Source organism: Streptomyces lienomycini, assembly GCF_027947595.1.
Taxonomy (GTDB): Bacteria; Actinomycetota; Actinomycetes; order Streptomycetales; family Streptomycetaceae; genus Streptomyces; species Streptomyces lienomycini.
Map to the genome: position 1 here is coordinate 5,987,201 of NZ_CP116257.1, position 23,942 is coordinate 6,011,142.

General features: G+C 73.0%; 24 protein-coding genes. 8 read left to right on the forward strand and 16 right to left on the reverse strand.

From position 1 onward, the window contains the following. The first annotated feature begins 11 nt into the window (after positions 1-11). Positions 12-914: a deoxyribonuclease IV gene (locus tag BJ961_RS27305; RefSeq protein WP_271415442.1), complete on the forward strand. Its 903-nt coding sequence runs from the start codon at positions 12-14 to the stop codon at positions 912-914. A gap of 10 nt (positions 915-924) precedes the next feature. Here the strand turns inward: BJ961_RS27305 and BJ961_RS27310 are convergent, their stop codons facing one another. Further along, positions 925-1,572: a sulfite oxidase-like oxidoreductase gene (locus BJ961_RS27310; protein WP_271415443.1), complete on the reverse strand. Its 648-nt coding sequence runs from the start codon at positions 1,570-1,572 to the stop codon at positions 925-927. 193 nt (positions 1,573-1,765) lie between these two features. On the opposite strand from BJ961_RS27310, the gene bfr reads away from it, so the two are divergent. Further along, positions 1,766-2,269, forward strand: coding sequence for a bacterioferritin (bfr, locus tag BJ961_RS27315; RefSeq protein ID WP_271415444.1), 504 nt, complete (start codon positions 1,766-1,768; stop codon positions 2,267-2,269). A gap of 6 nt (positions 2,270-2,275) precedes the next feature. On the opposite strand, the gene BJ961_RS27320 is transcribed toward bfr, so the two are convergent. Further along, complete coding sequence (locus tag BJ961_RS27320; RefSeq protein WP_271417183.1) at positions 2,276-2,509, reverse strand: (2Fe-2S)-binding protein; 234 nt, start codon at positions 2,507-2,509, stop codon at positions 2,276-2,278. Between the two features lie 168 nt (positions 2,510-2,677). After that, complete coding sequence (locus BJ961_RS27325; protein WP_271415445.1) at positions 2,678-4,033, reverse strand: class II 3-deoxy-7-phosphoheptulonate synthase; 1,356 nt, start codon at positions 4,031-4,033, stop codon at positions 2,678-2,680. 104 nt (positions 4,034-4,137) lie between these two features. Here BJ961_RS27325 and BJ961_RS36215 point away from each other — a divergent pair, with 104 nt between their 5' ends. Both BJ961_RS36215 and BJ961_RS27330 read left to right on the forward strand, forming a co-directional pair. Further along, positions 4,138-4,194: a trp operon leader peptide gene (locus tag BJ961_RS36215; RefSeq protein WP_071528813.1), complete on the forward strand. Its 57-nt coding sequence runs from the start codon at positions 4,138-4,140 to the stop codon at positions 4,192-4,194. A 96-nt stretch (positions 4,195-4,290) separates the two neighbouring features. Continuing rightward, positions 4,291-6,288 (forward strand): anthranilate synthase family protein, encoded by a 1,998-nt coding sequence (locus tag BJ961_RS27330; protein ID WP_271415446.1) that lies wholly within the window; start codon positions 4,291-4,293, stop codon positions 6,286-6,288. On the opposite strand, the gene BJ961_RS27335 is transcribed toward BJ961_RS27330, so the two are convergent. From BJ961_RS27335 to BJ961_RS27355, 5 genes are all read right to left on the reverse strand, one after another. Next, entirely contained in the window at positions 6,240-7,235 is a 996-nt protein-coding gene (locus tag BJ961_RS27335) for a 2-hydroxyacid dehydrogenase (protein WP_271415447.1), read from the reverse strand. The two genes, BJ961_RS27330 and BJ961_RS27335, sit on opposite strands and share 49 nt — an antisense overlap. 91 nt (positions 7,236-7,326) lie before the next feature. Continuing rightward, positions 7,327-8,355: a 6-phosphofructokinase gene (locus tag BJ961_RS27340; protein WP_271415448.1), complete on the reverse strand. Its 1,029-nt coding sequence runs from the start codon at positions 8,353-8,355 to the stop codon at positions 7,327-7,329. 52 nt (positions 8,356-8,407) lie between these two features. Continuing rightward, complete coding sequence (locus tag BJ961_RS27345) at positions 8,408-9,085, reverse strand: response regulator (protein WP_271415449.1); 678 nt, start codon at positions 9,083-9,085, stop codon at positions 8,408-8,410. Further along, complete coding sequence (gene macS / locus BJ961_RS27350) at positions 9,078-10,319, reverse strand: MacS family sensor histidine kinase (RefSeq protein WP_271415450.1); 1,242 nt, start codon at positions 10,317-10,319, stop codon at positions 9,078-9,080. Before macS ends, BJ961_RS27345 begins: the two co-directional genes overlap by 8 nt. Positions 10,320-10,362: 43 nt before the next feature. Continuing rightward, on the reverse strand, positions 10,363-11,154 hold the full coding sequence (locus tag BJ961_RS27355; RefSeq protein ID WP_271415451.1) for a lysophospholipid acyltransferase family protein: 792 nt from the start codon (positions 11,152-11,154) through the stop codon (positions 10,363-10,365). Between the two features lie 189 nt (positions 11,155-11,343). Here BJ961_RS27355 and BJ961_RS27360 point away from each other — a divergent pair, with 189 nt between their 5' ends. Next, positions 11,344-12,147: an alpha/beta hydrolase gene (locus tag BJ961_RS27360; RefSeq protein WP_271415452.1), complete on the forward strand. Its 804-nt coding sequence runs from the start codon at positions 11,344-11,346 to the stop codon at positions 12,145-12,147. Next, a complete protein-coding gene (locus BJ961_RS27365) occupies positions 12,140-12,760 on the forward strand; it encodes a hypothetical protein (protein WP_271415453.1) in 621 nt (206 codons plus the stop codon). The genes BJ961_RS27360 and BJ961_RS27365 overlap by 8 nt, the downstream gene beginning before the upstream one ends. A 54-nt stretch (positions 12,761-12,814) precedes the next feature. On the opposite strand, the gene BJ961_RS27370 is transcribed toward BJ961_RS27365, so the two are convergent. From BJ961_RS27370 to BJ961_RS27395, 6 genes are all read right to left on the reverse strand, one after another. Beyond that, positions 12,815-13,576, reverse strand: coding sequence for an endonuclease/exonuclease/phosphatase family protein (locus BJ961_RS27370; protein WP_271415454.1), 762 nt, complete (start codon positions 13,574-13,576; stop codon positions 12,815-12,817). A 145-nt stretch (positions 13,577-13,721) separates the two neighbouring features. Beyond that, positions 13,722-14,675, reverse strand: coding sequence for an ROK family glucokinase (locus BJ961_RS27375; RefSeq protein ID WP_271415455.1), 954 nt, complete (start codon positions 14,673-14,675; stop codon positions 13,722-13,724). A gap of 54 nt (positions 14,676-14,729) precedes the next feature. After that, positions 14,730-15,290 (reverse strand): DUF5304 domain-containing protein, encoded by a 561-nt coding sequence (locus tag BJ961_RS27380; RefSeq protein WP_271415456.1) that lies wholly within the window; start codon positions 15,288-15,290, stop codon positions 14,730-14,732. A 73-nt stretch (positions 15,291-15,363) separates the two neighbouring features. Then, positions 15,364-16,536, reverse strand: coding sequence for an ArsA family ATPase (locus tag BJ961_RS27385; protein WP_271415457.1), 1,173 nt, complete (start codon positions 16,534-16,536; stop codon positions 15,364-15,366). A gap of 114 nt (positions 16,537-16,650) precedes the next feature. Beyond that, on the reverse strand, positions 16,651-17,085 hold the full coding sequence (locus BJ961_RS27390; protein WP_271415458.1) for an SRPBCC family protein: 435 nt from the start codon (positions 17,083-17,085) through the stop codon (positions 16,651-16,653). 140 nt (positions 17,086-17,225) lie between these two features. Continuing rightward, on the reverse strand, positions 17,226-18,023 hold the full coding sequence (locus BJ961_RS27395) for a metallophosphoesterase family protein (RefSeq protein WP_271415459.1): 798 nt from the start codon (positions 18,021-18,023) through the stop codon (positions 17,226-17,228). 310 nt (positions 18,024-18,333) lie between these two features. Here BJ961_RS27395 and BJ961_RS27400 point away from each other — a divergent pair, with 310 nt between their 5' ends. After that, positions 18,334-20,130, forward strand: a complete 1,797-nt coding sequence (locus BJ961_RS27400) for an AMP-dependent synthetase/ligase (protein ID WP_271415460.1) — start codon at positions 18,334-18,336, stop codon at positions 20,128-20,130. A 92-nt stretch (positions 20,131-20,222) separates the two neighbouring features. On the opposite strand, the gene BJ961_RS27405 is transcribed toward BJ961_RS27400, so the two are convergent. Next, complete coding sequence (locus tag BJ961_RS27405; RefSeq protein WP_271415461.1) at positions 20,223-21,365, reverse strand: glycosyltransferase family 4 protein; 1,143 nt, start codon at positions 21,363-21,365, stop codon at positions 20,223-20,225. A gap of 136 nt (positions 21,366-21,501) precedes the next feature. Between BJ961_RS27405 and BJ961_RS27410 the strand changes: the two genes are divergently transcribed. Then, entirely contained in the window at positions 21,502-22,752 is a 1,251-nt protein-coding gene (locus tag BJ961_RS27410) for a glycosyltransferase 87 family protein (RefSeq protein ID WP_271415462.1), read from the forward strand. Here BJ961_RS27410 and BJ961_RS27415 read toward each other — a convergent pair. After that, entirely contained in the window at positions 22,709-23,902 is a 1,194-nt protein-coding gene (locus tag BJ961_RS27415; protein ID WP_271415463.1) for a hypothetical protein, read from the reverse strand. The two genes, BJ961_RS27410 and BJ961_RS27415, sit on opposite strands and share 44 nt — an antisense overlap. Between the last annotated feature and the right edge of the window lie 40 nt (positions 23,903-23,942).

A 23,942-nucleotide genomic window follows, 5' to 3' on the forward strand; every position in this document is an offset into this window, starting at 1 on the left:
ACCCTGGATGGGTGAAGAGTCAACCGTCCGCCCCCTCGGCCACCGTCTCCGCCGCCCTCCCCCGCAACCCCGTCGGCGGCCACGTCCCGGTGGCCGGCGGGCTGCACTCCGTCGGACTGTCCTACGCCCGTGAGCTGCGGGCGGAGGCCGTGCAGGTCTTCGTCGCCAATCCGCGCGGCTGGGCCACACCGGCCGGCAACCCGAAGCAGGACGAGGCGTTCCGGGGGGCGTGCGCGGCCGGGTCGATCCCGGCGTACGTGCACGCGCCGTACCTGATCAACTTCGGTTCGCACACCGAGGCGACGGTGGAGCGGTCGGTCGAGTCGCTGCGGCACTCGCTGCGGCGCGGGCGGGCGATCGGGGCGCGGGGCGTGGTGGTGCACACCGGGAGCGCGACCGGCGGACGGGACCGGGCGGTGGCGCTGAAGCAGGTGCGGGAGCACATGCTGCCGCTGCTCGACGAGCTGACCCACGACGACGACCCGTACCTGCTCCTGGAGTCGACCGCCGGGCAGGGCTCCTCCCTGTGCTCGCGGACCTGGGACTTCGGGCCGTACTTCGAGGCGCTGGACGCCCATCCGAAGCTGGGCGTGTGCCTGGACACCTGCCACATCTTCGCGGCCGGCCACGACCTGACCGGGCCGTCGGGCATGCACCAAACGCTCGACCTGCTGGTGGACACGGTCGGCGAGGGCCGGCTGAGGCTGATCCACGCCAACGACTCCAAGGACGTGGCCGGGGCGCACAAGGACCGGCACGAGAACATCGGCGCCGGTCACATCGGCGAGGATCCGTTCCGCGCCCTGATGACGCACCCGGCGACCGAGGGCGTGCCGCTGGTCATCGAGACGCCGGGCGGCAAGGAGGGGCACGCGGCGGACGTGGAGCGGCTGAAGAAGCTGCGCGACGCCTGATCCCCCGGGGTTACAGCTCGGGGCCGTCCCCCGGCTCCTCCTGGTAGGAGTAGCGCTGCTCGCGCCACGGGTCGCCGATGTTGTGGTAGCCGCGCTCCTCCCAGAACCCGCGCCGGTCGGCGGTCATGTACTCGATGCCGCGGACCCATTTCGGGCCCTTCCAGGCGTACAGGTGCGGGACGACGAGCCGCAGCGGGAAGCCGTGCTCGGCGGTCAGCAGTTCGCCGTCCTTGTGGGTGGCGAAGAGGGTGCGCGCGGCGGCGAAGTCGGCGAGCCTGAGGTTGGAGCTGAACCCGTACTCGGCCCACACCATCACGTGGGTGACGGAGGGCGCGGGCGGGGCGAGGTCCAGGATCGTGGCGGCCGGGACACCGCCCCACTCGGAGCCGAGCATGCTGAACTTCGTGACACAGTGCAGGTCGGCGACGACCGTGGTGTACGGCAGGGCGGTGAACTCGTCGTGGGTCCAGCCGTGCTTCTCGTCGCCGGTGGTGGCGCCGAAGACCCGGAACTCCCAGCGCTCGGGGCGGAACTTGGGGACCGGTCCGTAGTGCGTGACGGGCCAGCCGCGCTGCAGCCGCTGGCCGGGCGGGAGCTCGAACCGCGACGCTCCTTGCGAACCGCCTTCTCCCGATTCGTGTCCCACCGGCTGACCCATGCCTCCATCCTGACAGACCCGGGTCCCCGCCCCCCGACCCGCCCCACTTACATTCGGGCAAACAGCATCAATCCTGGATCAAGACGACTAAGCCTGTACTTACTTACTAAGTCGACACTTACTGGACGATCTTCGGAGCCGGTGCAATCATGCCGCGCAACACGCCTGTTCCCGTTCGAAGGAGCGTCAAGCGATGCAGGGCGACCCGGAAGTCATCGAGTTCCTCAATGAGCAGCTGACCGCCGAGCTCACGGCCATCAACCAGTACTTCCTGCACGCGAAGCTGCAGGACCACAAGGGCTGGCACAAGCTCGCGAAGTACACGCGCGCCGAGTCCTTCGACGAGATGCGCCACGCCGAGGTCCTCACCGACCGCATCCTGCTCCTGGACGGCCTGCCGAACTACCAGCGGCTCTTCCACGTGCGGGTCGGCCAGAGCGTGACCGAGATGTTCCAGGCCGACCGGGAGGTCGAGCTGGAGGCGATCGACCGGCTGCGCCGGGGCATCGAGGTGATGCGGGCCAAGCACGACATCACGTCGGCCAACGTCTTCGAGGCGATCCTCGCCGACGAGGAGCACCACATCGACTACCTGGAGACGCAGCTCGACCTGGTCGAGAAGCTGGGTGAGTCCCTGTACCTGTCGACGGTGATCGAGCAGACCCAGCCGGATCCGTCGGGCCCGGGCACGCTCTAGCGGGTCTCAGGCCGCTTCGGGAAGCTCCGTGAGGACGGGCGCCCCCTGGTCGGCCAGCTGCCGGCGGGGACAGGCACCGCGACCGAGCAGGGCCTGGATCCGGCGTACGCAGCCGCCGCAGTCGGTGCCCGCCTTGCAGGCGGAGGCGATCTGCCGGGGCGTGCACGCGCCGGCCTCCGCGTGGCTCTTCACCTGTTCCTCGGTGACACCGAAGCAGCTGCAGACGAACACGCGGTTCACCTCCCGGGCGGGGTACAAGGTCGTGCCGTACCGACGACGACCGGAGGACCCGACTGGCCGGTGAGGCAAACCTAACCTTACCCATCGCGCAAGGCCGGCAAAAGTGGAGGGGGCGCGGATCCCGTGTGACCCGCGCCCCATTTCACCCGCCCCCGCGGGGGCGGTCCGTCACTGGTCCCGGTACATCTCCGCCACCAGGAACGCCAGGTCGAGCGACTGGCTGCGGTTCAGCCGCGGGTCGCAGGCCGTCTCGTAGCGCTGGTGCAGGTCGTCGACGAAGATCTCGTCGCCGCCGCCCACGCACTCGGTGACGTCGTCGCCGGTCAGCTCCACGTGGATGCCGCCCGGGTGGGTGCCGAGCGACTTGTGGACCTCGAAGAAGCCCTTGACCTCGTCGAGCACGTCGTCGAAGCGGCGCGTCTTGTGGCCGGACGCCGCCTCGTAGGTGTTGCCGTGCATCGGGTCGGTGATCCAGGCGACGGTGGCACCGGACGCGGTGACCTTCTCCACCAGCTCGGGGAGCCTGTCGCGGATCTTGTCCGCGCCCATCCGGACGATGAAGGTCAGCCGGCCGGGCTCGCGCTCGGGGTCGAGGCGCTCGATGTACTGCAGCGCCTCCTCGGCCGTCGTGTTCGGGCCGAGCTTGACGCCGATCGGGTTGCGGATCCGCGAGGCGAACTCGATGTGCGCGTGGTCCAGCTGCCGGGTGCGCTCACCGACCCACACCATGTGCCCGGAGACGTCGTACAGCTGCCCGGTGCGCGAGTCGACGCGGGTGAGGGCCGACTCGTAGTCCATCAGCAGCGCCTCGTGCGAGGAGAAGAACTCGACCGTCTGGAACTCGGCCGGGTCCGTCCCGCAGGCCCGCATGAAGTTCAGCGCGTTGTCGATCTCCCGGGCGAGCTGCTCGTAGCGCTGGCCGGAGGGGGAGGACTTCACGAAGTCCTGGTTCCAGGCGTGCACCTGCCTGAGGTCGGCGTAGCCGCCGGTGGTGAAGGCGCGCACCAGGTTCAGCGTGGACGCCGACGCGTGGTACATGCGCTTGAGCCGCTCGGGGTCCGGGACCCGGGCCGCCTCGGTGAAGTCGAAGCCGTTGACCGAGTCGCCCCGGTAGGTCGGCAGGGTCACGCCGTCGCGGGTCTCGGTCGGCTTGGAGCGCGGCTTGGAGTACTGGCCGGCGATCCGGCCGACCTTCACCACGGGCACGGACGCGGCGTAGGTGAGGACGGCGCCCATCTGGAGCAGCGTCTTCAGCTTCGCCCGGATGTGCTCGGCCGACACCGCGTCGAACGACTCGGCGCAGTCACCGCCCTGGAGCAGGAACGCCTCTCCCTTGGCGACGGCCGCCATCCGGGCACGCAGCTGGTCGCACTCGCCGGCGAACACCAGCGGGGGATACGTTTCGAGCTCGGCGATCACATCGCGCAGAGCCTCGGCATCCGGGTACTCGGGCTGCTGCGCCGCAGGCAGGTTTCGCCATGTCGCCTGAGCGGCGACGCTTTGAGAATCAGCGTTCACGGTCACCCGCCAAACACTACGCGGTCACGACGGTCCTCCTTCGCCGCGCTCAGAGAGTGAGACGGGTCGCACGCTCCGTGGACGCGTCGTCGTGGGGTACGCTGCGCCCCATGTTCGCGCACTCGACCCAGAACTGGTGGTGGACCGCTCATCCGGCGGCCCACTGACTGCGCGTTGCACATGACTCCGCGAAGGCCGCCCGAGGGGCGGCCTTCGGTGTTTCCGCGACCGGGCCGTTCCTCCTCCTGAGAGGGACACCACACATGACACCGTCCGCGACGCAGCCCGTGTCACCGCTCGACGGCCTCCTGGCCGACACCCGCCCGTTCGCCCTGCTCCGCCGTCGGACCCCCGGCCACGACCACGACCTCGTGGAACTGCTGCTCGGGCCGGTCACGGAGTACGAGGAACTGGCCGCACTGCCCGAGGAAGGGCTGGCCCTCGTCCCCTTCCGGCAGATCCGGGAGCGCGGCTTCGACGTCCGCGACGACGGTACGCCGCTGCTGATGCTCACCCCCGAGGAGCGCTACGACGTCCCGCTCACCGAGGCGCTCACCCGGCTGCCCGCGCACGACGTCCGGGTCGAGGGCGGTGCCTTCGACGTCGGCGACGAGGAGTACGCGCGGATCGTCGGGCGGGTGCTGGACGAGGAGATCGGCGCCGGTGAGGGCGCCAACTTCGTCATCCGGCGGACGTACGAGGGCCGGATCCCGGGGTTCGGGCGGGCCGACGCGCTGGCGCTGTTCCGGCGGCTGCTGGAGGGCGAGCGGGGCGCGTACTGGACGTTCGTCGTGCACACCGGGGACCGCACGCTGGTCGGGGCCAGCCCGGAGGTGCACGTCCGGATGTCGGGCTGGAGGGACGAGCGCGACGCGCTCCCGGCCGAGGGCGGTGGTGGGGGACGGGCGGGCGCCACGGTGGTGATGAACCCGATCAGCGGCACGTACCGCTACCCCGCCGAGGGGCCCACGCCCGAGCACCTCCTCGGCTTCCTCGCCGACGGCAAGGAGATCGAGGAGCTGTCGATGGTCGTCGACGAGGAACTGAAGATGATGTGCACCGTCGGCGACATGGGCGGGGTGGTCGTCGGCCCGCGGCTCAAGGAGATGGCGCACCTCGCGCACACCGAGTACGAACTGCGCGGCAAGTCCTCCCTGGACGTGCGGGAGGTGCTGCGGGAGACGATGTTCGCGGCGACGGTCACCGGCTCGCCGGTGCAGAACGCCTGCCGGGTCATCGAGCGGCACGAGAGCGGCGGGCGGGGCTACTACGCGGGCGCGCTGGCGCTGCTCGGGCGGGACCCGGGCGAGGGGCCGGGCGAGGGGCCGGGGCGGGCGGCCGGAGCGCAGACCCTCGACTCCCCCATCCTGATCCGTACCGCCGACATCGACGCGGCGGGGCGGCTGCGGGTGCCGGTCGGCGCCACGCTGGTGCGCGGTTCGGACCCGGCGGGCGAGGTCGCGGAGACCCACGCCAAGGCGGCCGGGGTACTGGCGGCGCTGGGCGTGGGCCCGTCCCGGCCGCGTGCGGAGGCCGAGCGGCCGAGGCTGGCCGACGACCCCCGGGTCCGGGCGGCACTGGACGGGCGCCGCGCCTCGCTGGCCCCGTTCTGGCTGCGGATGCGGGAACACCCGGTCGCGCGCACCGGGCACGCCCTGGTCGTCGACGCGGAGGACACCTTCACGGCGATGCTCGCGCACGTGCTGCGCTCCTCGGGGCTCGCCGTGAGCGTGCGGCGGTACGACGGGGCGGGGCTGCGCGAGGCGGTGCTCGGGCACGAGGGGCCGGTGGTGCTGGGGCCCGGCCCCGGTGATCCGACCGACCCGGCCGACCCGAAGATGCGCTTCCTGCGGTCCCTGACCGCCGAGCTGCTCGCGGCGAACCGGCACGGCGTCCTCGGTGTCTGCCTCGGGCACGAGCTGATCGCGGCGGAGCTGGGGCTCGACATCGTGCGCAAGGAGGTGCCGTACCAGGGTGCCCAGACGGAGATCGACCTGTTCGGGCGACGGGAGACGGTCGGCTTCTACAACAGCTTCACCGCGCGCTGCGACGACGCGGCGCTGGCGGAGCTTGCCGCGCACGGCATCGAGGTGAGCCGCTCGGCGGGCGGCGAGGTGCACGCGCTGCGGGGCGGCGGCTTCGCCGGGGTGCAGTTCCACCCGGAGTCGGTGCTGACGCTGAACGGCGCGGCGATCGTGCGGGAGCTGACCGGTCAGCTGCGCGGGACCAGCACGTTCTCCGAGCGGCGGCCCTCCCGGTAGTCGAGGACGTTGCGTGCCGTCGCGTCGACGATCTGGCCGACGGCGTCCTCGGTGTAGTACGCCTGGTGCGAGGTGACCAGGACGTTCGGGAAGGTGACGAGGCGGGCCAGGGTGTCGTCCTCGACGGCCTCCAGGGACTTGTCGAGGAAGAACAGGCCCGCCTCCGCCTCGTACACGTCCAGGCCGACGCCCGCGAAGCGGCCGGCGCGCAGCTCGCCGACGAGGGCGGCGGTGTCGATCAGGCCGCCGCGGCTGGAGTTGACCAGGATGGCGTCGTCGCGCATCGACTTCAGGGCGGCCGCGTCGATCAGGTGCCGGGTCTCGGGCATCAGCGGCACGTGCAGGGTGATCAGGTCGGAGCGGGCGAGCAGCTCGTCCTTCGGGACGTAGCGCATGCCCAGCTCGGCGCAGGCCGGGTTCTCGGCGACGTCCCAGCCGAGCAGCCGCATCCCGAACCCGTGGGCGATCCGGGCGAAGGCCTCGCCGATCTTGCCGGTGCCGAGGACGCCGGCGGTGCGGCCGTGCAGGTCCCGGCCCATCAGCCCGTGCAGGCGGAAGTCGAAGTCGCGGGTGCGGATGGAGGCGCGCACGATCCGCCGGTTGACGGCCATGGCCAGCGCCCAGGCGAACTCGGCGACCGAGTACGGCGAGTAGTACGAGACCCGGGACACGGTCATGCCGAGCCGCTCGGCCGTGTCGAGGTCGACGTTGTTGAAGCCGGTGGAGCGCTGGGCCACCATCCGGGTGCCGCCGGCCGCGAGGATCTCCAGGACGCCCGCGCCGAGGTCGGCGTTGACGGACGTGGAGACGATCTCGTGGCCGGCCGCGATGGGGGCGGTGTCCTCGTTGAGGAAGACGTCCAGGCAGCGGACGTCCTCGCGGTCGCGGAAGGCCCGCTCGATCAGGGGCTTCTCGTCGGCCTGGACGCCGAAGGCAAGGATCTCCATGACCGCTCCCGTCGTGGTGGGCTCCGGGCCGAATATACGACCCCCGGCCCGCCGTCGCCGGTCGGTTGGTCGGTCGGTTGGTCGGCCGAGGTCAGCCGAAGAAGACGCCGACCTCCTCGTACAGCGCCGGGTCGACCGTCTTCAGCCGGGCCGTGGCCTCGGCGATGGGGACGCGGACGATGTCCGTGCCGCGCAGCGCCACCATCTTCCCGAAGTCCCCGTCGTGCACGCAGTCGATCGCGTGCAGACCGAACCGGGTGGCGAGCCAGCGGTCGAAGGCACTGGGGGTGCCGCCGCGCTGGACGTGGCCGAGGACGGTGGTGCGGGCCTCCTTGCCGGTGCGTTTCTCGATCTGCTTGGCCAGCCATTCGCCGACCCCGGACAGCCTCACGTGTCCGTAGGAGTCCAGGGACTGGTCCTTGAGCACCAGGTCGCCGTCGCGCGGCACCGCCCCCTCGGCGACGACCACGATCGGGGCGTAGGACGCCCGGAAGCGGGAGGTCACCCAGGCGCACACCTGCTCGACGTCGAAGCGCTGCTCGGGGATGAGGATGACGTTGGCGCCGCCGGCCAGGCCCGAGTGGAGGGCGATCCAGCCGGCGTGCCGGCCCATGACCTCGACGACCAGGACGCGCATGTGGGACTCGGCGGTGGTGTGCAGCCGGTCGATGGCCTCCGTGGCGATACCGACGGCGGTGTCGAAGCCGAAGGTGTAGTCGGTGGCGGACAGGTCGTTGTCGATGGTCTTGGGGACGCCGACGCAGGGCACGCCGTACTCGTCGGCGAGGCGGGTGGCGACGCCGAGGGTGTCCTCGCCGCCGATGGCGACGAGCGCCTCGACGCCGAGCGCGGCGAGGTTGTCCTTGATCCGCCGTATGCCGTCCTCCCGCTGGAGCGGATTGGTGCGCGAGGAGCCGAGGACGGTGCCGCCGCGGGGCAGGATGCCGCGGACGGCCGGGATGTCGAGCGGGACGGTGGTGCCCTCCAGGGGGCCGCGCCAGCCGTCCCGGAAACCGGTGAAGTCGTAGCCGTACTCCTGTACACCCTTGCGGACGACGGCCCGGATGACGGCGTTGAGTCCGGGGCAGTCACCGCCTCCGGTCAGTACTCCGACCTTCATCGCACAACCCCTTTGTCAGGGTGAGTGGTTGAGGCCACTGTCCTCCGCGGGGTCAGACGTCGTCCAGACCTCGTTCGAGTGCATACCGCACCAGTTCCACCCGGTTGTGCAGCTGGAGCTTGCCCAGGGTGTTCTGGACGTGGTTCTGCACGGTGCGGTGGGAGATGACGAGGCGTTCGGCGATCTGCTTGTAGCTCAGGCCCTTGGCGACCAGCCGCAGCACCTCGGTCTCCCGCTCGGTGAGCCGGGGCGCCTGGGGGTCGTCGGTGCCCACGGCGGCGGCGGGTTCGGAGGCGAGGCGGCGGTACTCGCCGAGGACCAGTCCGGCCAGGCCCGGGGTGAAGACCGGGTCGCCCGCGGCCGTGCGGTGCACCGCGTCCCGCAACTCCTCGGTGGAGGCGGACTTCAGCAGGTACCCGGTCGCGCCGGACTTCACCGCCTCCAGGACGTCGGCGTGCTCCCCGCTCGCCGAGAGCACCAGCACCCGCACCTTCGGGTCGGCGCCGACGACCTCCTTGCAGACCTGGACGCCGGGCTTGGCGGGCAGGTTGAGGTCGAGCACGAGGACGTCGGGCGCGGCGGCCCGGGCCCGGCGCACGGCCTGGTCGCCGTCGCTCGCCGTGGCGACGACGTCGAAGCCGGACTCGGCCAGGTCCCGGGCGACGGCGTCGCGCCACATCGGGTGGTCGTCGACCACCATGACCTTGATCGGGTCCTGTCGTTCACTCATGGTCCGCCGCCTTTCCCCCGCGCGGCGCCGCCGCCGGTTCCTTCGGTGCCCTCAGTTCGACCTCCGTGCCCTGGCCGGGCACCGAGATCAGCTCGGCCGTGCCGCCGAGGTCGCGCAGTCGGCCCCGGATGGACAGGGCCACGCCGAGCCGTCCCTCTCCCTCGGCCTCGGCGAGCCGCCCGTCCGGGATGCCGGGGCCCTCGTCGCGGACGGTGACGATCACCTGGTCGGGTTCGTCCTCGACCAGGATCCAGGCGCGGGCCCGCTCGCCGACGTGCCTGCGCACATTGTCCAGGGCGGCTCCCACGGCGGCCGCCAGCTCCCGCGCCGCGGCCGGCGCCAGCGGGACCGGCGCTCCGGGCTCGGCCAGGTTCACCAGGGAGCCGGCGTACGGGGCGAGCAGCGCGCGCAGATCGACGGGGCCGTCCGGGTCCGTCCCCTCCGGTTCGTCCACCGCCCGTACGACCGCGCCGTCGGCGGTGTCCTCCGACACCCGGGAGACGGGCACCAGGCCGCCGGAGACCAGGGTGCGCAGCGCGACCTCCTGCTCGCCGGCGAGCCGGCCCAGCTCGGCCGCCTCGCCGCCGATGACGGCGCCCCGGCGCTGCACCATCGCCAGCACCTGGAGGACGCTGTCGTGGATGTCCCGGGCGAGCCGCTCGCGTTCCCGGGTCGCCGCCTCGATCTCCAGGGCGCGGGCGAGGGTGCGCTCGGAGGCACGGGCGACCTCGACGACGTAGCCGATGGCGATGGAGGCGACCCAGACGAGGATGACGTTGTGGACGGTGTCGCGGGCCGGGGTGCCGCGTTCGACCAGGTTGGCGACGGCGACGAGGGTGGAGGCGACGGCCGCCCAACGCCAGCCGCCCTTGATGGCGAAGGCCAGCACGGACCCGGCGGTCCATATCGACGGCAGGGTCGGGCCGCCGTCCATGACGCGTTCGTGGGCGTCGGCGAAGGGCGTGAGCATGACGCCGGTCAGCGCGACGGTGAGGTCGGCGGCGAGGAAGCGCTTGGTGCAGCTCGCGGCGTTCGCGACCTTGGGGAGGGTGGCCAGGGTCCACACGAAGAGGACGGCGTAGTAGGCGACGGCCAGCCAGGGGCGGTCGAAGCCGGAGTAGGCGGTGGCGAAGAAGCCGATCGCGTACAGCATGGTGAGCACGCGGTAGCCGGCGAGCGCCCGCCACAGCGGCTGCTCGACCGACATCCTCATGACTCTCTCGCGCCTGGCCATGTCCCCCTGTCCCCTCCCCCGGGCACCGCCGCCGGTGTGCCGCCTAGGGCCCGGTCCGGTCCTTCGCCGCCTGTTCCTTCTCGGCCTGTTCCTTCTCGGCCTGTTCCTTCTCGGCCTGGGCGAGCGCGGCCCTGGCCGCCTTGGCCGCCTCCTTCTCGGCCTTCGCCGCCTCCGCGAGCTGCCGCTTCATGGCGGTCGCGTACATGTCGACGTACTCCTGGCCGGAGAGCTTCATGATCTCGTACATGACCTCGTCGGTGACCGCGCGGAGTACGAAGCGGTCGTGCTCCATGCCCTGGTAGCGGGCGAAGTCCAGCGGCTTGCCGATCCGGATGCCGGGCCGCATCAGCTTCGGCATCACCTGGCCGGGCGGCTGGATCTTCTCGGTGTCGATCATGGCGACCGGGAGGACGGGCGCACCGGTGGCGAGCGCCACGCGCGCGAGGCCGCCCGGCTTGCCGCGGTAGAGGCGACCGTCCGGGGAGCGCGTGCCCTCGGGGTAGATGCCGAACAGCTCGCCGCGCTCCAGGACCTCTATGCCGCTCTTGATGGCGGCCTCCCCCGCGCCGCGCGCACCGGAGCGGTCCACCGGGAGCTGGCCCACGCCCTTGAAGAAGGCGGCGGTCAGCCGGCCCTTGACTCCGGGCGTGTTGAAGTACTCGGCCTTGGCGATGAAGGTCACCTTGCGGTCGAGGACGGCGGGCAGGAAGAACGAGTCGGAGAACGACAGGTGGTTGCTCGCCAGAATGGCGGGGCCGTCGGCCGGGATGTGCTCCAGGCCTTCCACCCAGGGCCGGAAGGCGAGCTTCAGCGAACCCCCGATGGTGACCTTCATCGCGCCGTACAACAACCGAGTGCCTCCCGTGTCTGAGGCTCAGACCTTAACCCGGGGCACCGTCAATGGCCCCGACGGCCCTGGTCGGTGTCAGTGCGGTCGCGTACGGTGAAGTAGCCGCGAAGTACCGACGAGCACCGCACACGACGTGCCGGCTGTGCCGGCCCCCTGACGACAGGAGACCGAGACGTGCCGGTCCTGCCCGGAGCCGAGCCGTTCCGCCACGAGGGCGGGGAGGTCGGCGTCCTCCTCTGCCACGGCTTCACGGGTTCCCCGCAGTCGCTGCGCCCCTGGGCCCGGTACCTGGCCGCGCGTGGCCTGACCGTCGCGCTGCCGCTGCTGCCCGGGCACGGCACGCGCTGGCAGGACATGCAGGTCACGGGCTGGCAGGACTGGTACGCGGAGGTGGACCGCGAGTTGCGCGCCCTGCGTGAGCGCTGCGCGCGGGTCTTCGTGGCCGGTCTGTCCATGGGCGGTGCGCTGGCGCTGCGGCTGGCCGCCAAGCACGGGGACGCGGTGGAGGGCGTCATGGTCGTCAACCCGGCGAACCGGATGCACGGCGTGGCCCAGCACGCCCTCCCGGTCCTGCGCCACCTGGTGCCGGCGACGAAGGGCATCGCCAGCGACATCGCCAAGCCGCTCAGTACGGAGCTGGGGTACGACCGGGTGCCGCTGCACTCGGCGCACTCGCTGCGCGCCTTCTTCCGGCTCGCCGACGGCGATCTGCCGCAGGTGACCCAGCCGCTGCTGCTGCTGCGCAGCCCGCAGGACCACGTGGTGCCGCCGACCGACTCGGCGCGGATCCTCGGCCGGGTGTCGTCGACGGACGTGACGGAGGTCCTGCTGGAACAGAGCTACCACGTGGCGACGTTGGACCACGATGCGGACCGGATCTTCGCGCGGAGCGTCGCGTTCATCGGCCGGCTCGCGCCCGGTTCCGTCGGGGAACCGGAGCCCGGTCTCGGCAAGGAAGGGACGGCCGCAGGTGGCTGAGCACGACTCCGACCGCGAGGACCGCGAGGAGCGGGACCTGGAGCGGGAGCGCCGCGAGGGGCGGGAGCGCGCGGCGGGCGGCGGGCCCGAGGGGCAGCAGGACGCGTCCTTGGACGAGGACGCCGCCTGGGCCGCGATCGTCGCCGGGTACGGGGAGGAGCCTCCGGACCCGCCGGGCGCGAAGCCGTTCAAGTCCGTCGAGGACCTCGCGCTCCTGGAGCCCGAGGTGAACGACGAGAAGCCCTCGGCCGACCAGCCGTCCTCGGCGCGGCCGCTGGGCGGCTCCGTGGCGTTCGCGCCCGGGGTCGGCCCCCGGGACCACACGCCGGCCGAGCCGTCCGACGAGGACTTCGACGCGGACGACGAGGGCCACTTCGTACCGCCCGAGCCGCCGCCGCTGCCCGACGCGGACCCCACCTCCAAGTTCGGCTGGCTGGGCGTGCTCGGCGGCCCCGTGCTGCTTCTGCTGGCGGTGCTGCTCGGCTGGGACATGACCTGGTGGCTGGCGACGCTGAGCATCGGCGGTTTCCTCGGCGGCTTCGCCACCCTGGTCATGCGGATGCGGACGGGCGACGAGGACGACGACGACCCGGGCCGGGGCGCGGTGGTCTAGGGCCTGCTCCCCGGTTCCGGAAGCGGCCCGGTCCGGGACCGGCCGGGTGCGGGTTCAGGTGGTCGCGGGTACGCGGAGGGCGGTCAGGACCGGCAGGTGGTCCGTGGCCGCCCTCAGGTCGTCCTCGGCCACCCCGGGCAGCCCCAGCGGCACGCCGCAGCCGAGCACCTCCACGCCCTCGGTGACGAAGACGGCGTCGATGCGCCGGTCCGGGCCGGTGGCGGGGAAGGTGTACTCGCCGCCCCAGGGCGCGGCGGTCCAGCAGTCCCGCAGCCCGTCGCCGAGCCGCCGGAAGGTGCGGCCGCCGGGGCGCTCGTTGAGGTCGCCACCCGCCACGGCGTGCTCCACGCCCAGGGCGGCCAGCTGGTCGAGGAGCAGGCCGGCCTGCTCGTGGCGCTCGTCCGGCCGCAGCGACAGATGGGTGCTCAGTACGCCGAGCCGGGCGCCGCCGACGCGGACCACGGCGGTGGCGAGGCCCCGGCGGTGCTCGCCGGGGGTGAGCGGGAGCAGTACGTCCTCGGTGCGCTCCACGGTGGCCCGCAGGGAGCAGAGCAGCGCGGGGCCGGCCGCGGTGCCGCCCCCGGAGAGGAGGACCAGGTCGGACGCGGCGGCCAGCCGGGTGATCTTCTTGCGCCAGCGGAAGAGCCGGGGGGCCTCCTGGAGGAGGACGAGGTCGGGCGCGCAGGCGGTGATGACGCGGGCGAGGGCGTCGGTGTCGTCGCGCAGCGAGCGGATGTTGTAGCTCAGGACGCGGATGACCGCGGAACCGTCGGGCTCGGTGCGGGAGTTGGGGAGCGCGGGGAGGGACGTTGCCATGGCGTCAATTTACGGGACCGCATGATCGGGCGCCTCATGGGTCGGGGCGCGGGGTTCGTGGGCGACTGCCGGTCGGATGAGGCTGGTCGCGCAGTTCCCCGCGCCCCTTGGGTGGGGACGGTTGCCGTCGCTCTGAAAGCGACTGTCACATGATCGGGTCGGGTTCCCGGGCCAGGTCGGCCGCGCCCACCAGGCCGGCCTTGTTGCCGAGTTGGGCGGCGACCACGTCGGCGACCGGGCGCCAGTTGCCGCCGACCAGCCAGCGCTTGTACGACTTGCGGATCGGGTCGAGGACCAGGTCGCCCTCGTCCGAGAGGCCGCCGCCGACGATGAAGGCGGACGGGTCGAAGAGCGAGGCCAGGTCGGCGAGGCCGGCACCGGCCCAGCGGGCCAGCTCCCGGTAGGAGTCCACGGCGACGGGGCAGCCCTGGCGGGCGGCGACCGAGATGTGCTTGCCCTCGATGCCGTCGGGGGTGCCGTCGCCGAGCGCGAGCAGCACCTCGGCGCGCTCGGGGGTGGCGTTGGCACGCTGCTTGGCGTACCGCACCAGCGCCCGGCCCGACGCGTACTGCTCCCAGCAGCCCTGCGAGCCGCAGCCGCACAGCAGACCGTCGGGCACCATGCGGATGTGGCCGAACTCTGCGGCCACCCCGAAGTGGCCGCGGCGCAGCTTGTTGCCGATGATGATGCCGCCGCCGAGGCCGGTGCCGAGGGTGATGCAGATGACGTTGCGGTGGCCCTTGCCGCCGCCGAACTTGTACTCGCCCCAGGCCGCGGCGTTGGCGTCGTTCTCCACGACGACGGGGAGGCCGACGCGGGCCTCGACCTTCTCCTTGAGCGGCTCCTGGCGCCAGTCGATGTTCGGCGCGAAGTAGACCGTCGAGCGCTGGCGGTTGACGTATCCGGCGGCACCGATACCGACGCCGACGATCTCGTGCCCCACGCGCGCGCCGTCCACCGCGGAGGCGATGGCGTCCACGATGGCCTCGGGTGTGGTGGGGGTCGGCACCTTGTGGGTCGAGAGGATGTTGCCTTCCTCGTCGACCACGCCGGCCGCGATCTTCGTGCCGCCGATGTCGACGCCGATGGTGAGTCCCATGAATCCCTCAGTTCGGTCGAGCCCCGCTAAGGGCAACCGTACCCGAGGCGGGGCTCAGTCCAGGTCGATGCGCTGTCCGGGGCCGGTGCCCCCGTCGCCCTCGTCGCGGTCGTCGGCGCCGCGTTCGTCCTGGTCACGGGGGTCGCGCGGGTCCTTGGGGGTGGTGTCGCCGGTGGTCCAGCGGCGTTCCTGGTTCTGGACGGCGGAGCGGTAGGCGGCGAGGAGTTCGCCGCCGGCGGCGGCGAGGTGGTCGAACACGTCCGGGTTGCGCTCGACGACCGGTTCCACGGCGGCCCTGGCCTGCTGGACGACCTGGCGGACCACCTGCTGGGCGGCCGGTCCGGCGACCTGGCCGAACAGCGGCGACTGGAGGGCGGACAACTTGTCCGCGACGGTGTCGACGAGCCGGCGCAGCTCCTCGGCGGCCGAGCCCGGCGGCGGCCCGTACTCGGCGCGACGGCGGGCCTTCTCCGCCTCCAGGTCCTCGGCGCAGGCCGTCGCCCACGCGTCGGTGTCGGTGGCTCGCGGTTCGTCGGCTCGCGCCTTGTCGGCGGCTCGCGTCTCGTCGGCCTCGCCGGGGCGGGGGGCCTCGGACGGGGGGAGCTCTTCGCTCATGACGGACTCCTGACTACGGTTCGTCCTTACGACGTTACCCGAACGGGCCCGTGCCCCGCCGGGTTCCGTCGGGTCAGCGCTCCCGCGGCCACAGGTCCGGGTCCGGCGCGAACCGGACGGCGAGCGCGCCCTCCCGCAGCGCGGCCCCGTCGACGGTGCAGCGGCGCAGTGCGGACGGCAGCGGGACGACGCGGCGGAACGGCCCGGCGGCGACGGCGAGTTCGTCACCGCGGCGGACGAGGTCGAGTTCCTCGCGCACGGCGCCGGGCAAGGGGATGTGCCAGACCAGCACGCCGTCCTCGGCCAGCCGGTCGGTGACGGGCCACTCGACCGGGGGAAGGTCCGGGGTGACGCCGGGCACGTCGAGGGCCGCGAGGTCGTCCGTGCCGCGGGGGTCCCGGCCGAGGTGGGCGACGGTGCGGACGTCGTACGTCCCCCGCCACTCCTCCAGTGCCTTGCGCTGCTGGGCGAGCGGGCCGCCGAGCCAGCTGTCCGCCGGGACGTCCTCGGGCAGGACGCGGTTGGCGACCAGCAGGTCGGTGCGCAGACCGCGCAGGGCGAGGCCGAGGGTGGCGGCGCGGACGGCGTCGGTTCCGGCCGGTCCGGGTTCGGCGACCAGCCGTACGACGGTGTGCCGGTCGGCCAGGACGGCCTCGGCGGCGGCGAGTTCCAGGTCCCAGCGGGTCGCGGCCTCGTACAGCGCCTCGGCGGGCATGGGGACGCCCGCGAGCCGGCCGAGGACGGGGCGCAGGGCGCGGGCGGCCTGCCGCTCGGGCGGGAGCAGCCGGCGCAGGCAGCGGCGCAGTTCCTCGGGCGCGGCGAGCAGGGCGAGGGCGCGTGGCGCGGGCGGGAGGTCGACGACGAGGAGGTCGTGCGTCTCGGCCAGGGCCGCCTCGCGCAGGGAGCGCAGCAGGGCGAGTTCGTCGGCGCCGGGCAGCGGCGTGAGCTCCTCGCTGTCGAGGCGGGCGGCGCCGAGGAGGTCGAGCGCGGAGGCGGCGCGGTCCTGGAGGGCGGCGAGGGTGTCCCGGAAGTCCTGGGCGGCGTCGGGCCGCCGGACGGTGAGGCCGGGTTCGACGAGGCTGGGCGCCGGGCCGGTGCGCACGCCGAGCGCGGCGCCGAGGGTGTCGTCGCGGTCGGTGCCCAGGAGCAGGGTGCGGGTGCCCTGCCGGGCCGCGGTGAGCGCGGTGGCGGCGGCGACGGTGCTACGGCCGGTGCCGCCGGGGCCCGTGATCAGGAGGGTGCGCATGGGGGTGAACGGTACCGGTGCCCGGGCGCCCCCGGGCGCGGGTGCGGGGGGTGCCAGGGGTGCGGGTGCGGGTGCGGGGGGATGCGCAGCCCGGCGGTGCGGGGTGCCGCTGCGCTACTTCGACTCCACCCGCTTCTTCAGGCCCGCCAGGGCCCGGTCGATGATGACCTTCTCCGCCTTGCGCTTGATCATGCCGAGCATCGGAATCTTGACGTCGACGGTGAGCCGGTAGGTGACCTCCGTGCCCGTGCCCGCGGGGCGCAGGAGGTAGGAGCCGTCCAGGGAGCGCAGCATCTGGGACTTCACCAGCGTCCAGGAGACCTCGTGCTCGCCGGTCCAGGTGTAGCCCAGCGTCTGGTCGTCCTTGATCGCGCCGGCGTCCATGACGAGGCGGACCCGCTCGGCACGCCCCCGTGCGTCGGTCGCGAGGACCTCCGCCTCCTTCACCTCGCCGGTCCAGTCCGGGTAGCGGGCGAAGTCGGCGATCACCGCCATGACGTCGGCGGGTGCCGCCTCGATGGTGATGCTCGAGCTGGTGTGTTCCGCCATCGCCGTGGCTCCTCCGGAATGCGGGCCGCTACTGAGGGTCGTCGTACGCCCATCACGCGCACGTGTGTGCCGCGTGAAGGCTATCGCGCACGGGCCCGGCGAACGTCACCACCCACCTGCGCAGGTCCGGCGGCACACCTTCACCACTCCAGGACCCACGGCCGTCCGGTGGAGGCGAAGTGGCCGACGTTCACGCACTCGGTCGCCCCGACGCGCATCCGCCGTGCCAGCGGCTGGTGGACGTGCCCGAACAGCGCGTAGCGGGGCCGGGTGCGGCGGACGGCCGCGAGCAGCGCGCGGCTGCCCCGCTCGAAGCGGCGGGCCACGGTGTCGTAGACCAGTTCCGGCACGTCCGGCGGGATGTGGGTGCACAGCACGTCCACCTCGCCGACGGCCTCGATCTTCGCGGCGTACTCCTCGTCGCTGATCTCGTACGGCGTGTTCATCGGGGTGCGCAGTCCGCCGCCGACGAAGCCGAAGACCCGGCCCCCGATCTCCACCCGCTCGCCGTCGAGCACGGTGGTGCCGGGGCGGGCGTACTCGGGCCACAGGGGCGGCACGTCGACGTTGCCGTAGGTGGCGTAGGTCGGGGTGGGGAACGCGGCGAACAGTTCGGCGTACTGCTTGCGCACCGCCCCTTCGATCAGCTCGCGCGGTTCCCCGCCGGCCTCCGCCCACAGCCGCCTGCCGAAGTCCCGGGCCTCGTCGAAGCGGCGGGCGGTGCGCAGCGCGACGATGCGGTCGGCGTTGGCGGCGCCGAACAGGTCGGGGAAGATGCCGCGCGAGTGGTCGGCGTAGTCGAGGAAGAGGACGAGGTCCCCGAGGCAGATCAGGGCGTCGGCGCCCTCGCCGGCCCTGGCCAGGTCGCGGGCGTTGCCATGGACGTCGCTGACCACGTGGACGCGCGTGCTCGTGTTGCGGGGCGGTGTGGGTGCCATGGCGATCAAGCGTAAGCAGCGCGCGCCCGATGTGAACAGTGGCGGTCGGACCTGCGGTTACTGGCTGGTCGGCTGGTCCGTCGACTACTGTGCGCACAGCAAACCCCGTCCGTGTGACGCAGCGAACATCTCGCGGGGACCCCCTGTCGGAGAAGGCATACCGGCGGGTAACGTCCGGGCCGTCCAGTCGTGCTCTGGATTTCAACATGTGAATGGTGCATGAGGTGTCCCGAGCACTTGCCCGAGCCTTGGACCGCACCGTCGCATCACACAGTGTCGTGGCGCCGGCGCCCTATGAGGAGCAGCAGTCTTGCGCGAGTTCAGCCTTCCGGCCTTGTACGAGGTCCCCACGGACGGAAACCTGACCGACATCGTCCGGAGAAACGCCGCGCAGCATCCCGACGTCGCCGTCATCGCCCGCAAGGTGGGGGGTGCCTGGCAGGACGTGACCGCGCGCGCCTTCCTCGCCGAGGTGCACTCCGCCGCCAAGGGCCTCATCGCCTCCGGTGTCCAGCCGGGCGACCGGGTCGGCCTGATGTCCCGCACCCGCTACGAGTGGACGCTGCTGGACTTCGCGATCTGGAGCGCGGGCGCGATCACCGTGCCGGTGTACGAGACCAGTTCGCCGGAGCAGGTGCAGTGGATCCTCAGCGACTCGGGGGCCACGGCGTGCGTCGTGGAGTCGGCCGAGCACGGGACCGCCGTCGAGTCGGTGCGCGACCGGCTGCCCGCCCTCAAGCAGGTGTGGCAGATCGACGCCGGGGCCGTGGAGGAGCTGGGGCGTCTGGGCCAGGACGTCACGGACCGGACCGTCGAGGAGCGCGGCTCGATCGCCAAGGCCGACGACCCCGCGACCATCGTCTACACCTCCGGCACCACCGGCCGCCCCAAGGGCTGCGTGCTCACCCACCGCAGCTTCTTCGCGGAGTGCGGCAACGTCGTCGAGCGTTTGCGGCCCCTGTTCCGCACGGGCGAGTGCTCCGTCCTCCTCTTCCTCCCGCTCGCCCACGTCTTCGGCCGTCTGGTCCAGGTCGCGCCGATGATCGCGCCGATCAAGCTGGGCAACGTCCCCGACATCAAGAACCTCACCGACGAGCTGGCCGCCTTCCGGCCCACGCTGATCCTCGGTGTGCCGCGCGTCTTCGAGAAGGTGTACAACTCGGCGCGCGCCAAGGCGCAGGCCGACGGCAAGGGCAGGATCTTCGACCGGGCCGCCGACACGGCGATCGCGTACAGCAAGGCCCTGGACGCCCCGTCGGGCCCGTCCCTCGGCCTGAAGATCAGGCACAAGGTCTTCGACAAGCTCGTCTACGGCAAGCTCCGCACGGTCCTCGGCGGGCGCGGCGAGTACGCCATCTCCGGCGGTGCCCCGCTCGGCGGGCGGCTCGGCCACTTCTTCCGCGGCATCGGCTTCACGGTCCTGGAGGGCTACGGCCTGACCGAGTCCTGCGCGGCCACCGCCTTCAACCCCTGGGACCGGCAGAAGATCGGCACGGTCGGTCAGCCGCTGCCCGGCTCGGTGGTGCGCATCGCGGACGACGGGGAGGTGCTGCTGCACGGCGAGCACCTGTTCAAGGAGTACTGGAACAACCCGGGCGCGACCGCGGAGGCGCTGGCCGACGGCTGGTTCCACACCGGCGACATCGGCACCCTGGACGAGGACGGCTACCTGCGGATCACCGGCCGCAAGAAGGAGATCATCGTCACCGCCGGCGGCAAGAACGTCGCCCCGGCCGTCATGGAGGACCGCATCCGCGCGCACGCGCTGGTCGCGGAGTGCATGGTGGTCGGCGACGGGCGGCCGTTCGTGGGCGCGCTGGTCACCCTCGACGAGGAGTTCCTGGGCCGCTGGTGCGCGGAGCACGGGAAGCCGGCCGGCTCGACCGCGGTGTCGCTGCGCCAGGACCCGGATCTGCTGGCGACGATCCAGGACGCGATCGACGACGGGAACGCGGCGGTGTCGAAGGCGGAGTCGGTGCGGAAGTTCCGGGTGCTGGGGGCGCAGTTCACCGAGGACTCGGGGCATCTGACGCCTTCGCTGAAGCTGAAGCGGAATGTGGTGGCGAAGGACTACGCGGACGAGATCGAGGCGATCTACTCCAAGTAGGGCGCCCAAGGGTGTGCCCCCTCGTCGCCATGGGCGGGTGCGGGTTCGTCGTGGTTGCTCGCGCAGTTCCCCGCGCCCCTTGGGGCGTTGTCCTACAGCAGCGTTTTCAGCTGCTCCGCCAGCAGGTCCCAGCGCCATTTCTCCTCCACCCAGGACCTGCCCCGTTCCCCCATCCTGCGGCGGAGTTCCGGGTCGGCGAGGAGGGTGGTGACGCGGTCGGCGGACTCGTTCGGGTCGTCGCCCCGGACCACCCAGCCCGTCTCGCCGTCGAGCACCGCGTCGGGGGCGCCGCCCGAGTCCCCGGCGACGACGGGCAGGCCGGTGGCGGAGGCTTCCAGGTAGACGATGCCCAGGCCCTCCACGTCGAGGCCGCCCCGGCGGGTGCGGCAGGGCATGGCGAAGACGTCGCCGGCGCCGTAGTGGGCGGGCAGCTCGGCCCAGGGCACGGCGCCGGTGAAGTGCACGGCGGCGGCCACTCCCGTCTCGGCGGCGAGGCGGCGCAGGTCCTTCTCGTAGGGGCCGCCGCCGACGATCAGCAGGACCGCGTCGGGCTCGGCGGCCAGGATGCGGGGCAACGCGCGGATCAGGGTGTCCTGGCCCTTGCGCGGGACCAGGCGTGAGACGCAGACGACGACGGGCCGGTCGGTGAGGCCCAGGCGGGCGCGTACCTCGTCGCCGCCGCTGCCCGGGTGGAAGGTCTTCTCGTCGACGCCGGGCGGCAGCTGCACCATGCGGGCGGCGGCCTCGGGGGTCAGCGCGCCCGCGATGCGGGAGCGGGTGTACTCGCCGAGGTAGGTGATCGTGTCCGTCGACTCCCCGATCCGGCGCAGCAACTGCCGGGCGGCGGGCAGCTGGGCCCAGCCCGCCTCGTGGCCGTGGGTGGTGGCGACGAGCCGTTCGGCGCCCGCCCTGCGCAGCGCCGGGGCCATCAGGCCGAGGGGCGCCGCCGCACCGAACCACACCGACGTGCACCCGTGCTCGCGCAGCAGTCCCACCGCCCGCCGGGTCGCCCCCGGCGTCGGCAGGAGCATCGTGGTGCGGTCCCGTACGACGGTGAAGGGCTGCTCCGCGTCGAAGGCGGCGGTGGCGTCGGCGCCCTCGCGGCCCCGCTTCCAGGTGGAGGCGTAGACGACGAGGCGCTCGGGGTCCAGGCGCAGCGCCATGTTGTGCAGGAAGGCCTGGATGCCGCCCGGGCGCGGCGGGAAGTCGTTCGTCACGATCAAGGTCTTGCGCACGCCGCCGACCCTACCGAACCGGCCGCCGGTCACCCCGGCCCGGCCGTCTCCTGTGGCACGCCCCCAGGTGTCCGGGTCATCATGGCCGCATCGGCGGACAGACGGGGACGGGCGGACACGGACGGGCAGGGAGCGCGTGGAGACGAGGGACGCGGGGCGGTCACCGGCCTGGCTGCTGACGGCCTGGGGCGCCACGCGGCTGGTGCTGCTGCTGTTCGTGCTGAAGGTGCTGGTCTTCCCCGGTCCGGACGTCACGAGCGACGTGTCGGTGATCTACCGGGACTGGGCCGACGTACTGCGCACCGGAACGTTTCCGCTGGACGACGTCACCTGGCAGTACCCGCCCGCGGCGGCCCTCGCGGTCCTCTCCCCCGGCCTGCTGCCCTTCCTGGAGTACGCGACGGCCTTCTTCGTCCTGGTCTGCGTCACGGACGCCGCCGTCCTCGGGCTGCTGTGGCGGGCGGGCCGGGGGGCCGGGCGCTCGCCGCGCGGTGCGTGGGTGTGGGTGGGGGGCGTCCCGCTGCTCGGGCCCACCGTGTACGCCCGCTACGACCTGATGGTCACCGCCGTCGCGGTGGCCGCGCTGCTCGCCGCGGGCCGGCACCCCCGGGTGGCGGGGGCGCTGGCGGCGGCGGGGGCGCTGCTGAAGGTGTGGCCGGTGCTGGTGCTCGCGGGGATGCGCGGGCGCCGGCCGTGGGTGGCCGCCGCGGTGGGCGGGGCGGGGCTGGCCGCGCTGTTCGCCGTGGCGATGCCCGGGGCGTTCGCGTTCCTGACGTTCCAGCGGGAGCGGGGGACCGAGGTGGAGTCGCTGGGCTCGCTGGTCTTCCACGTGGCCCGGCACTTGGGCTGGGAGGGCCGGATGCTGCTGAACTACGGCTCGGTGGAGTTCCTGGGCCCGTACGTGGGCGCGGTCAGCACGGTCGCGCTGGCGCTGAGCGCGGTGGCGTTCGGCTGGCTGCTGCTGTGGCGGCTGAGGGCCTCGCGGTTCGCGGCGCACACGGCGGCGGACGCGGCCTTCGTGGCGGTGCTGGTGTTCACCGTGACGAGCCGGGTGCTCAGCCCGCAGTACCTGGTGTGGCTGATCGGTCTCGCGGCGGTCTGCCGGTGCTTCCGGGCGAGCCGGATGCGGGTACCGGTCGTCCTGGTGCTGGCGGCGAGTCCGCTGACGGTGCTGGAGTTCCCGGTCCTGTTCGGCGACGTCGTGGCGAGCACGCCCCTCGGCATCGCGCTGCTGTTCGTGCGCAACGGACTGCTGGTGGCCGCCGCCGTCGTCGGCGCCCGTGCCCTGTGGCGCGACACGGTGCGCCGCCGCGCCCCGGAGCCGTCCGGGAAGCCGGGGCAGCTCAGCCCAGCTCCGTCCGCAGATACTCCCGCCACCGCCGCGTGAACTCCTGCGGCGTCGTCCCCAGCACCTCGCCCATCGCGTCCTCGACGGCGCCCGCCCGCTCGTCGTGGGCGCCCACGGCGCGGTAGAGGGCGTTCAGCCGGTCCTCTCCCCACTGCGCGGCGATCATGCGGCAGGCCAGCCAGCCGCTCTCGTAGGCCCGGGCCAGCTCGTCCGCGTCGGCGGTGAAGCCGAAGTCCTCGTCGGCCGGCAGCCGGCCGGGGGTCCGCCCCTCGGAGACCCCCCGGGTCAGCTCGGGCGCGGACTGGGTGGGGGCGCGTCCGGTGCCGCGGTAGCCGACCCAGTCGGCATAGCCCTCGGAGAGCCACAGCGGGGTGGCGGAGGTGGTGTCGGACCGGGTGGCGACGTGGGTGGTCTCGTGGGTGAGCACGACCTGCTTGCCGAGGTCGCCGAGGAGCCCGTAGGCGTCGGGGTTGACGACGACCCGGTCCGCGGGGGCGTGCTCCCGGCCGCCGGTCTCCCCCGTGGTGACGGCGGCGATGCCCCGGTAGGACGAGGCGGGCGAGCCGAGCAGCCCCGCCATGCCCTCCAGCGACCGCGGGACGACCACGACGACCCGGCGGGCCCAGTCGCCGTCCCAGGCGTCGGAGACCGCGGGCACCGCCCGGTCGGCGAGGCCGGCGAAGCTCCGCAGGGCGGCGGTGGACTGCCCGACGCCGAGCACCAGGCTGTGCTCGCCCCGGACGACCTCGACCGCTCCCTGGTCCCAGGGCTGCTGGCCGGACTCCTTCGCGGGCCGGTCGGAGTCGACGGACCAGCGCCCTGCGGTGCCGTCCCGGCTCAGCCGCACCGTGCGGCCGGTGGCGACGGCGCCCCGGTCGTAGCCCTCGACGCGGTAGCGCAGCTCGACCCGGGCGGTGGCGGTGTCACCGGCGCGGTCCACCTGGTTCACGCGGTAGGACCACTCGGCCAGCGGGATCGCGCCCAGGTTGCCGAAGCCGGTCGCGGTGCCCGTGCGCGCGTAGGCGGTCGCGTCGTGGGCGAGGACGGCCGCCGCGCGCCGGTCGAGGACCCGCTGCACCTCGGCCCGCACCGGGTCGGCGCCGGTCCGGCCGCCGCAGGCCACGAGGGCGACGAGCAGCAGGCACAGCGCCACCACGGAGGAACCCGACACCCGCCTTCGACCGGCCACCTGCCCGATCGTACGGGCGGCCGGCCGCGGAGGGCACCGG

Coding starts and splice junctions, on each gene's coding strand:
- BJ961_RS27390 (WP_271415458.1), bottom strand. CDS start 17,085: ATGGCGGAACACACCAGCTCGAGCATCACCATCGAGGCGGCACCCGCC.
- BJ961_RS27310 (WP_271415443.1), bottom strand. CDS start 1,572: ATGGGTCAGCCGGTGGGACACGAATCGGGAGAAGGCGGTTCGCAAGGA.
- BJ961_RS27330 (WP_271415446.1), top strand. CDS start 4,291: ATGACACCGTCCGCGACGCAGCCCGTGTCACCGCTCGACGGCCTCCTG.
- BJ961_RS27380 (WP_271415456.1), bottom strand. CDS start 15,290: ATGAGCGAAGAGCTCCCCCCGTCCGAGGCCCCCCGCCCCGGCGAGGCC.
- BJ961_RS27375 (WP_271415455.1), bottom strand. CDS start 14,675: ATGGGACTCACCATCGGCGTCGACATCGGCGGCACGAAGATCGCGGCC.
- BJ961_RS27355 (WP_271415451.1), bottom strand. CDS start 11,154: ATGAAGGTCACCATCGGGGGTTCGCTGAAGCTCGCCTTCCGGCCCTGG.
- BJ961_RS27385 (WP_271415457.1), bottom strand. CDS start 16,536: ATGCGCACCCTCCTGATCACGGGCCCCGGCGGCACCGGCCGTAGCACC.
- BJ961_RS27340 (WP_271415448.1), bottom strand. CDS start 8,355: ATGAAGGTCGGAGTACTGACCGGAGGCGGTGACTGCCCCGGACTCAAC.
- BJ961_RS27370 (WP_271415454.1), bottom strand. CDS start 13,576: ATGGCAACGTCCCTCCCCGCGCTCCCCAACTCCCGCACCGAGCCCGAC.
- BJ961_RS27335 (WP_271415447.1), bottom strand. CDS start 7,235: ATGGAGATCCTTGCCTTCGGCGTCCAGGCCGACGAGAAGCCCCTGATC.
- BJ961_RS27395 (WP_271415459.1), bottom strand. CDS start 18,023: ATGGCACCCACACCGCCCCGCAACACGAGCACGCGCGTCCACGTGGTC.
- macS (WP_271415450.1), bottom strand. CDS start 10,319: ATGGCCAGGCGCGAGAGAGTCATGAGGATGTCGGTCGAGCAGCCGCTG.
- BJ961_RS27345 (WP_271415449.1), bottom strand. CDS start 9,085: ATGAGTGAACGACAGGACCCGATCAAGGTCATGGTGGTCGACGACCAC.
- bfr (WP_271415444.1), top strand. CDS start 1,766: ATGCAGGGCGACCCGGAAGTCATCGAGTTCCTCAATGAGCAGCTGACC.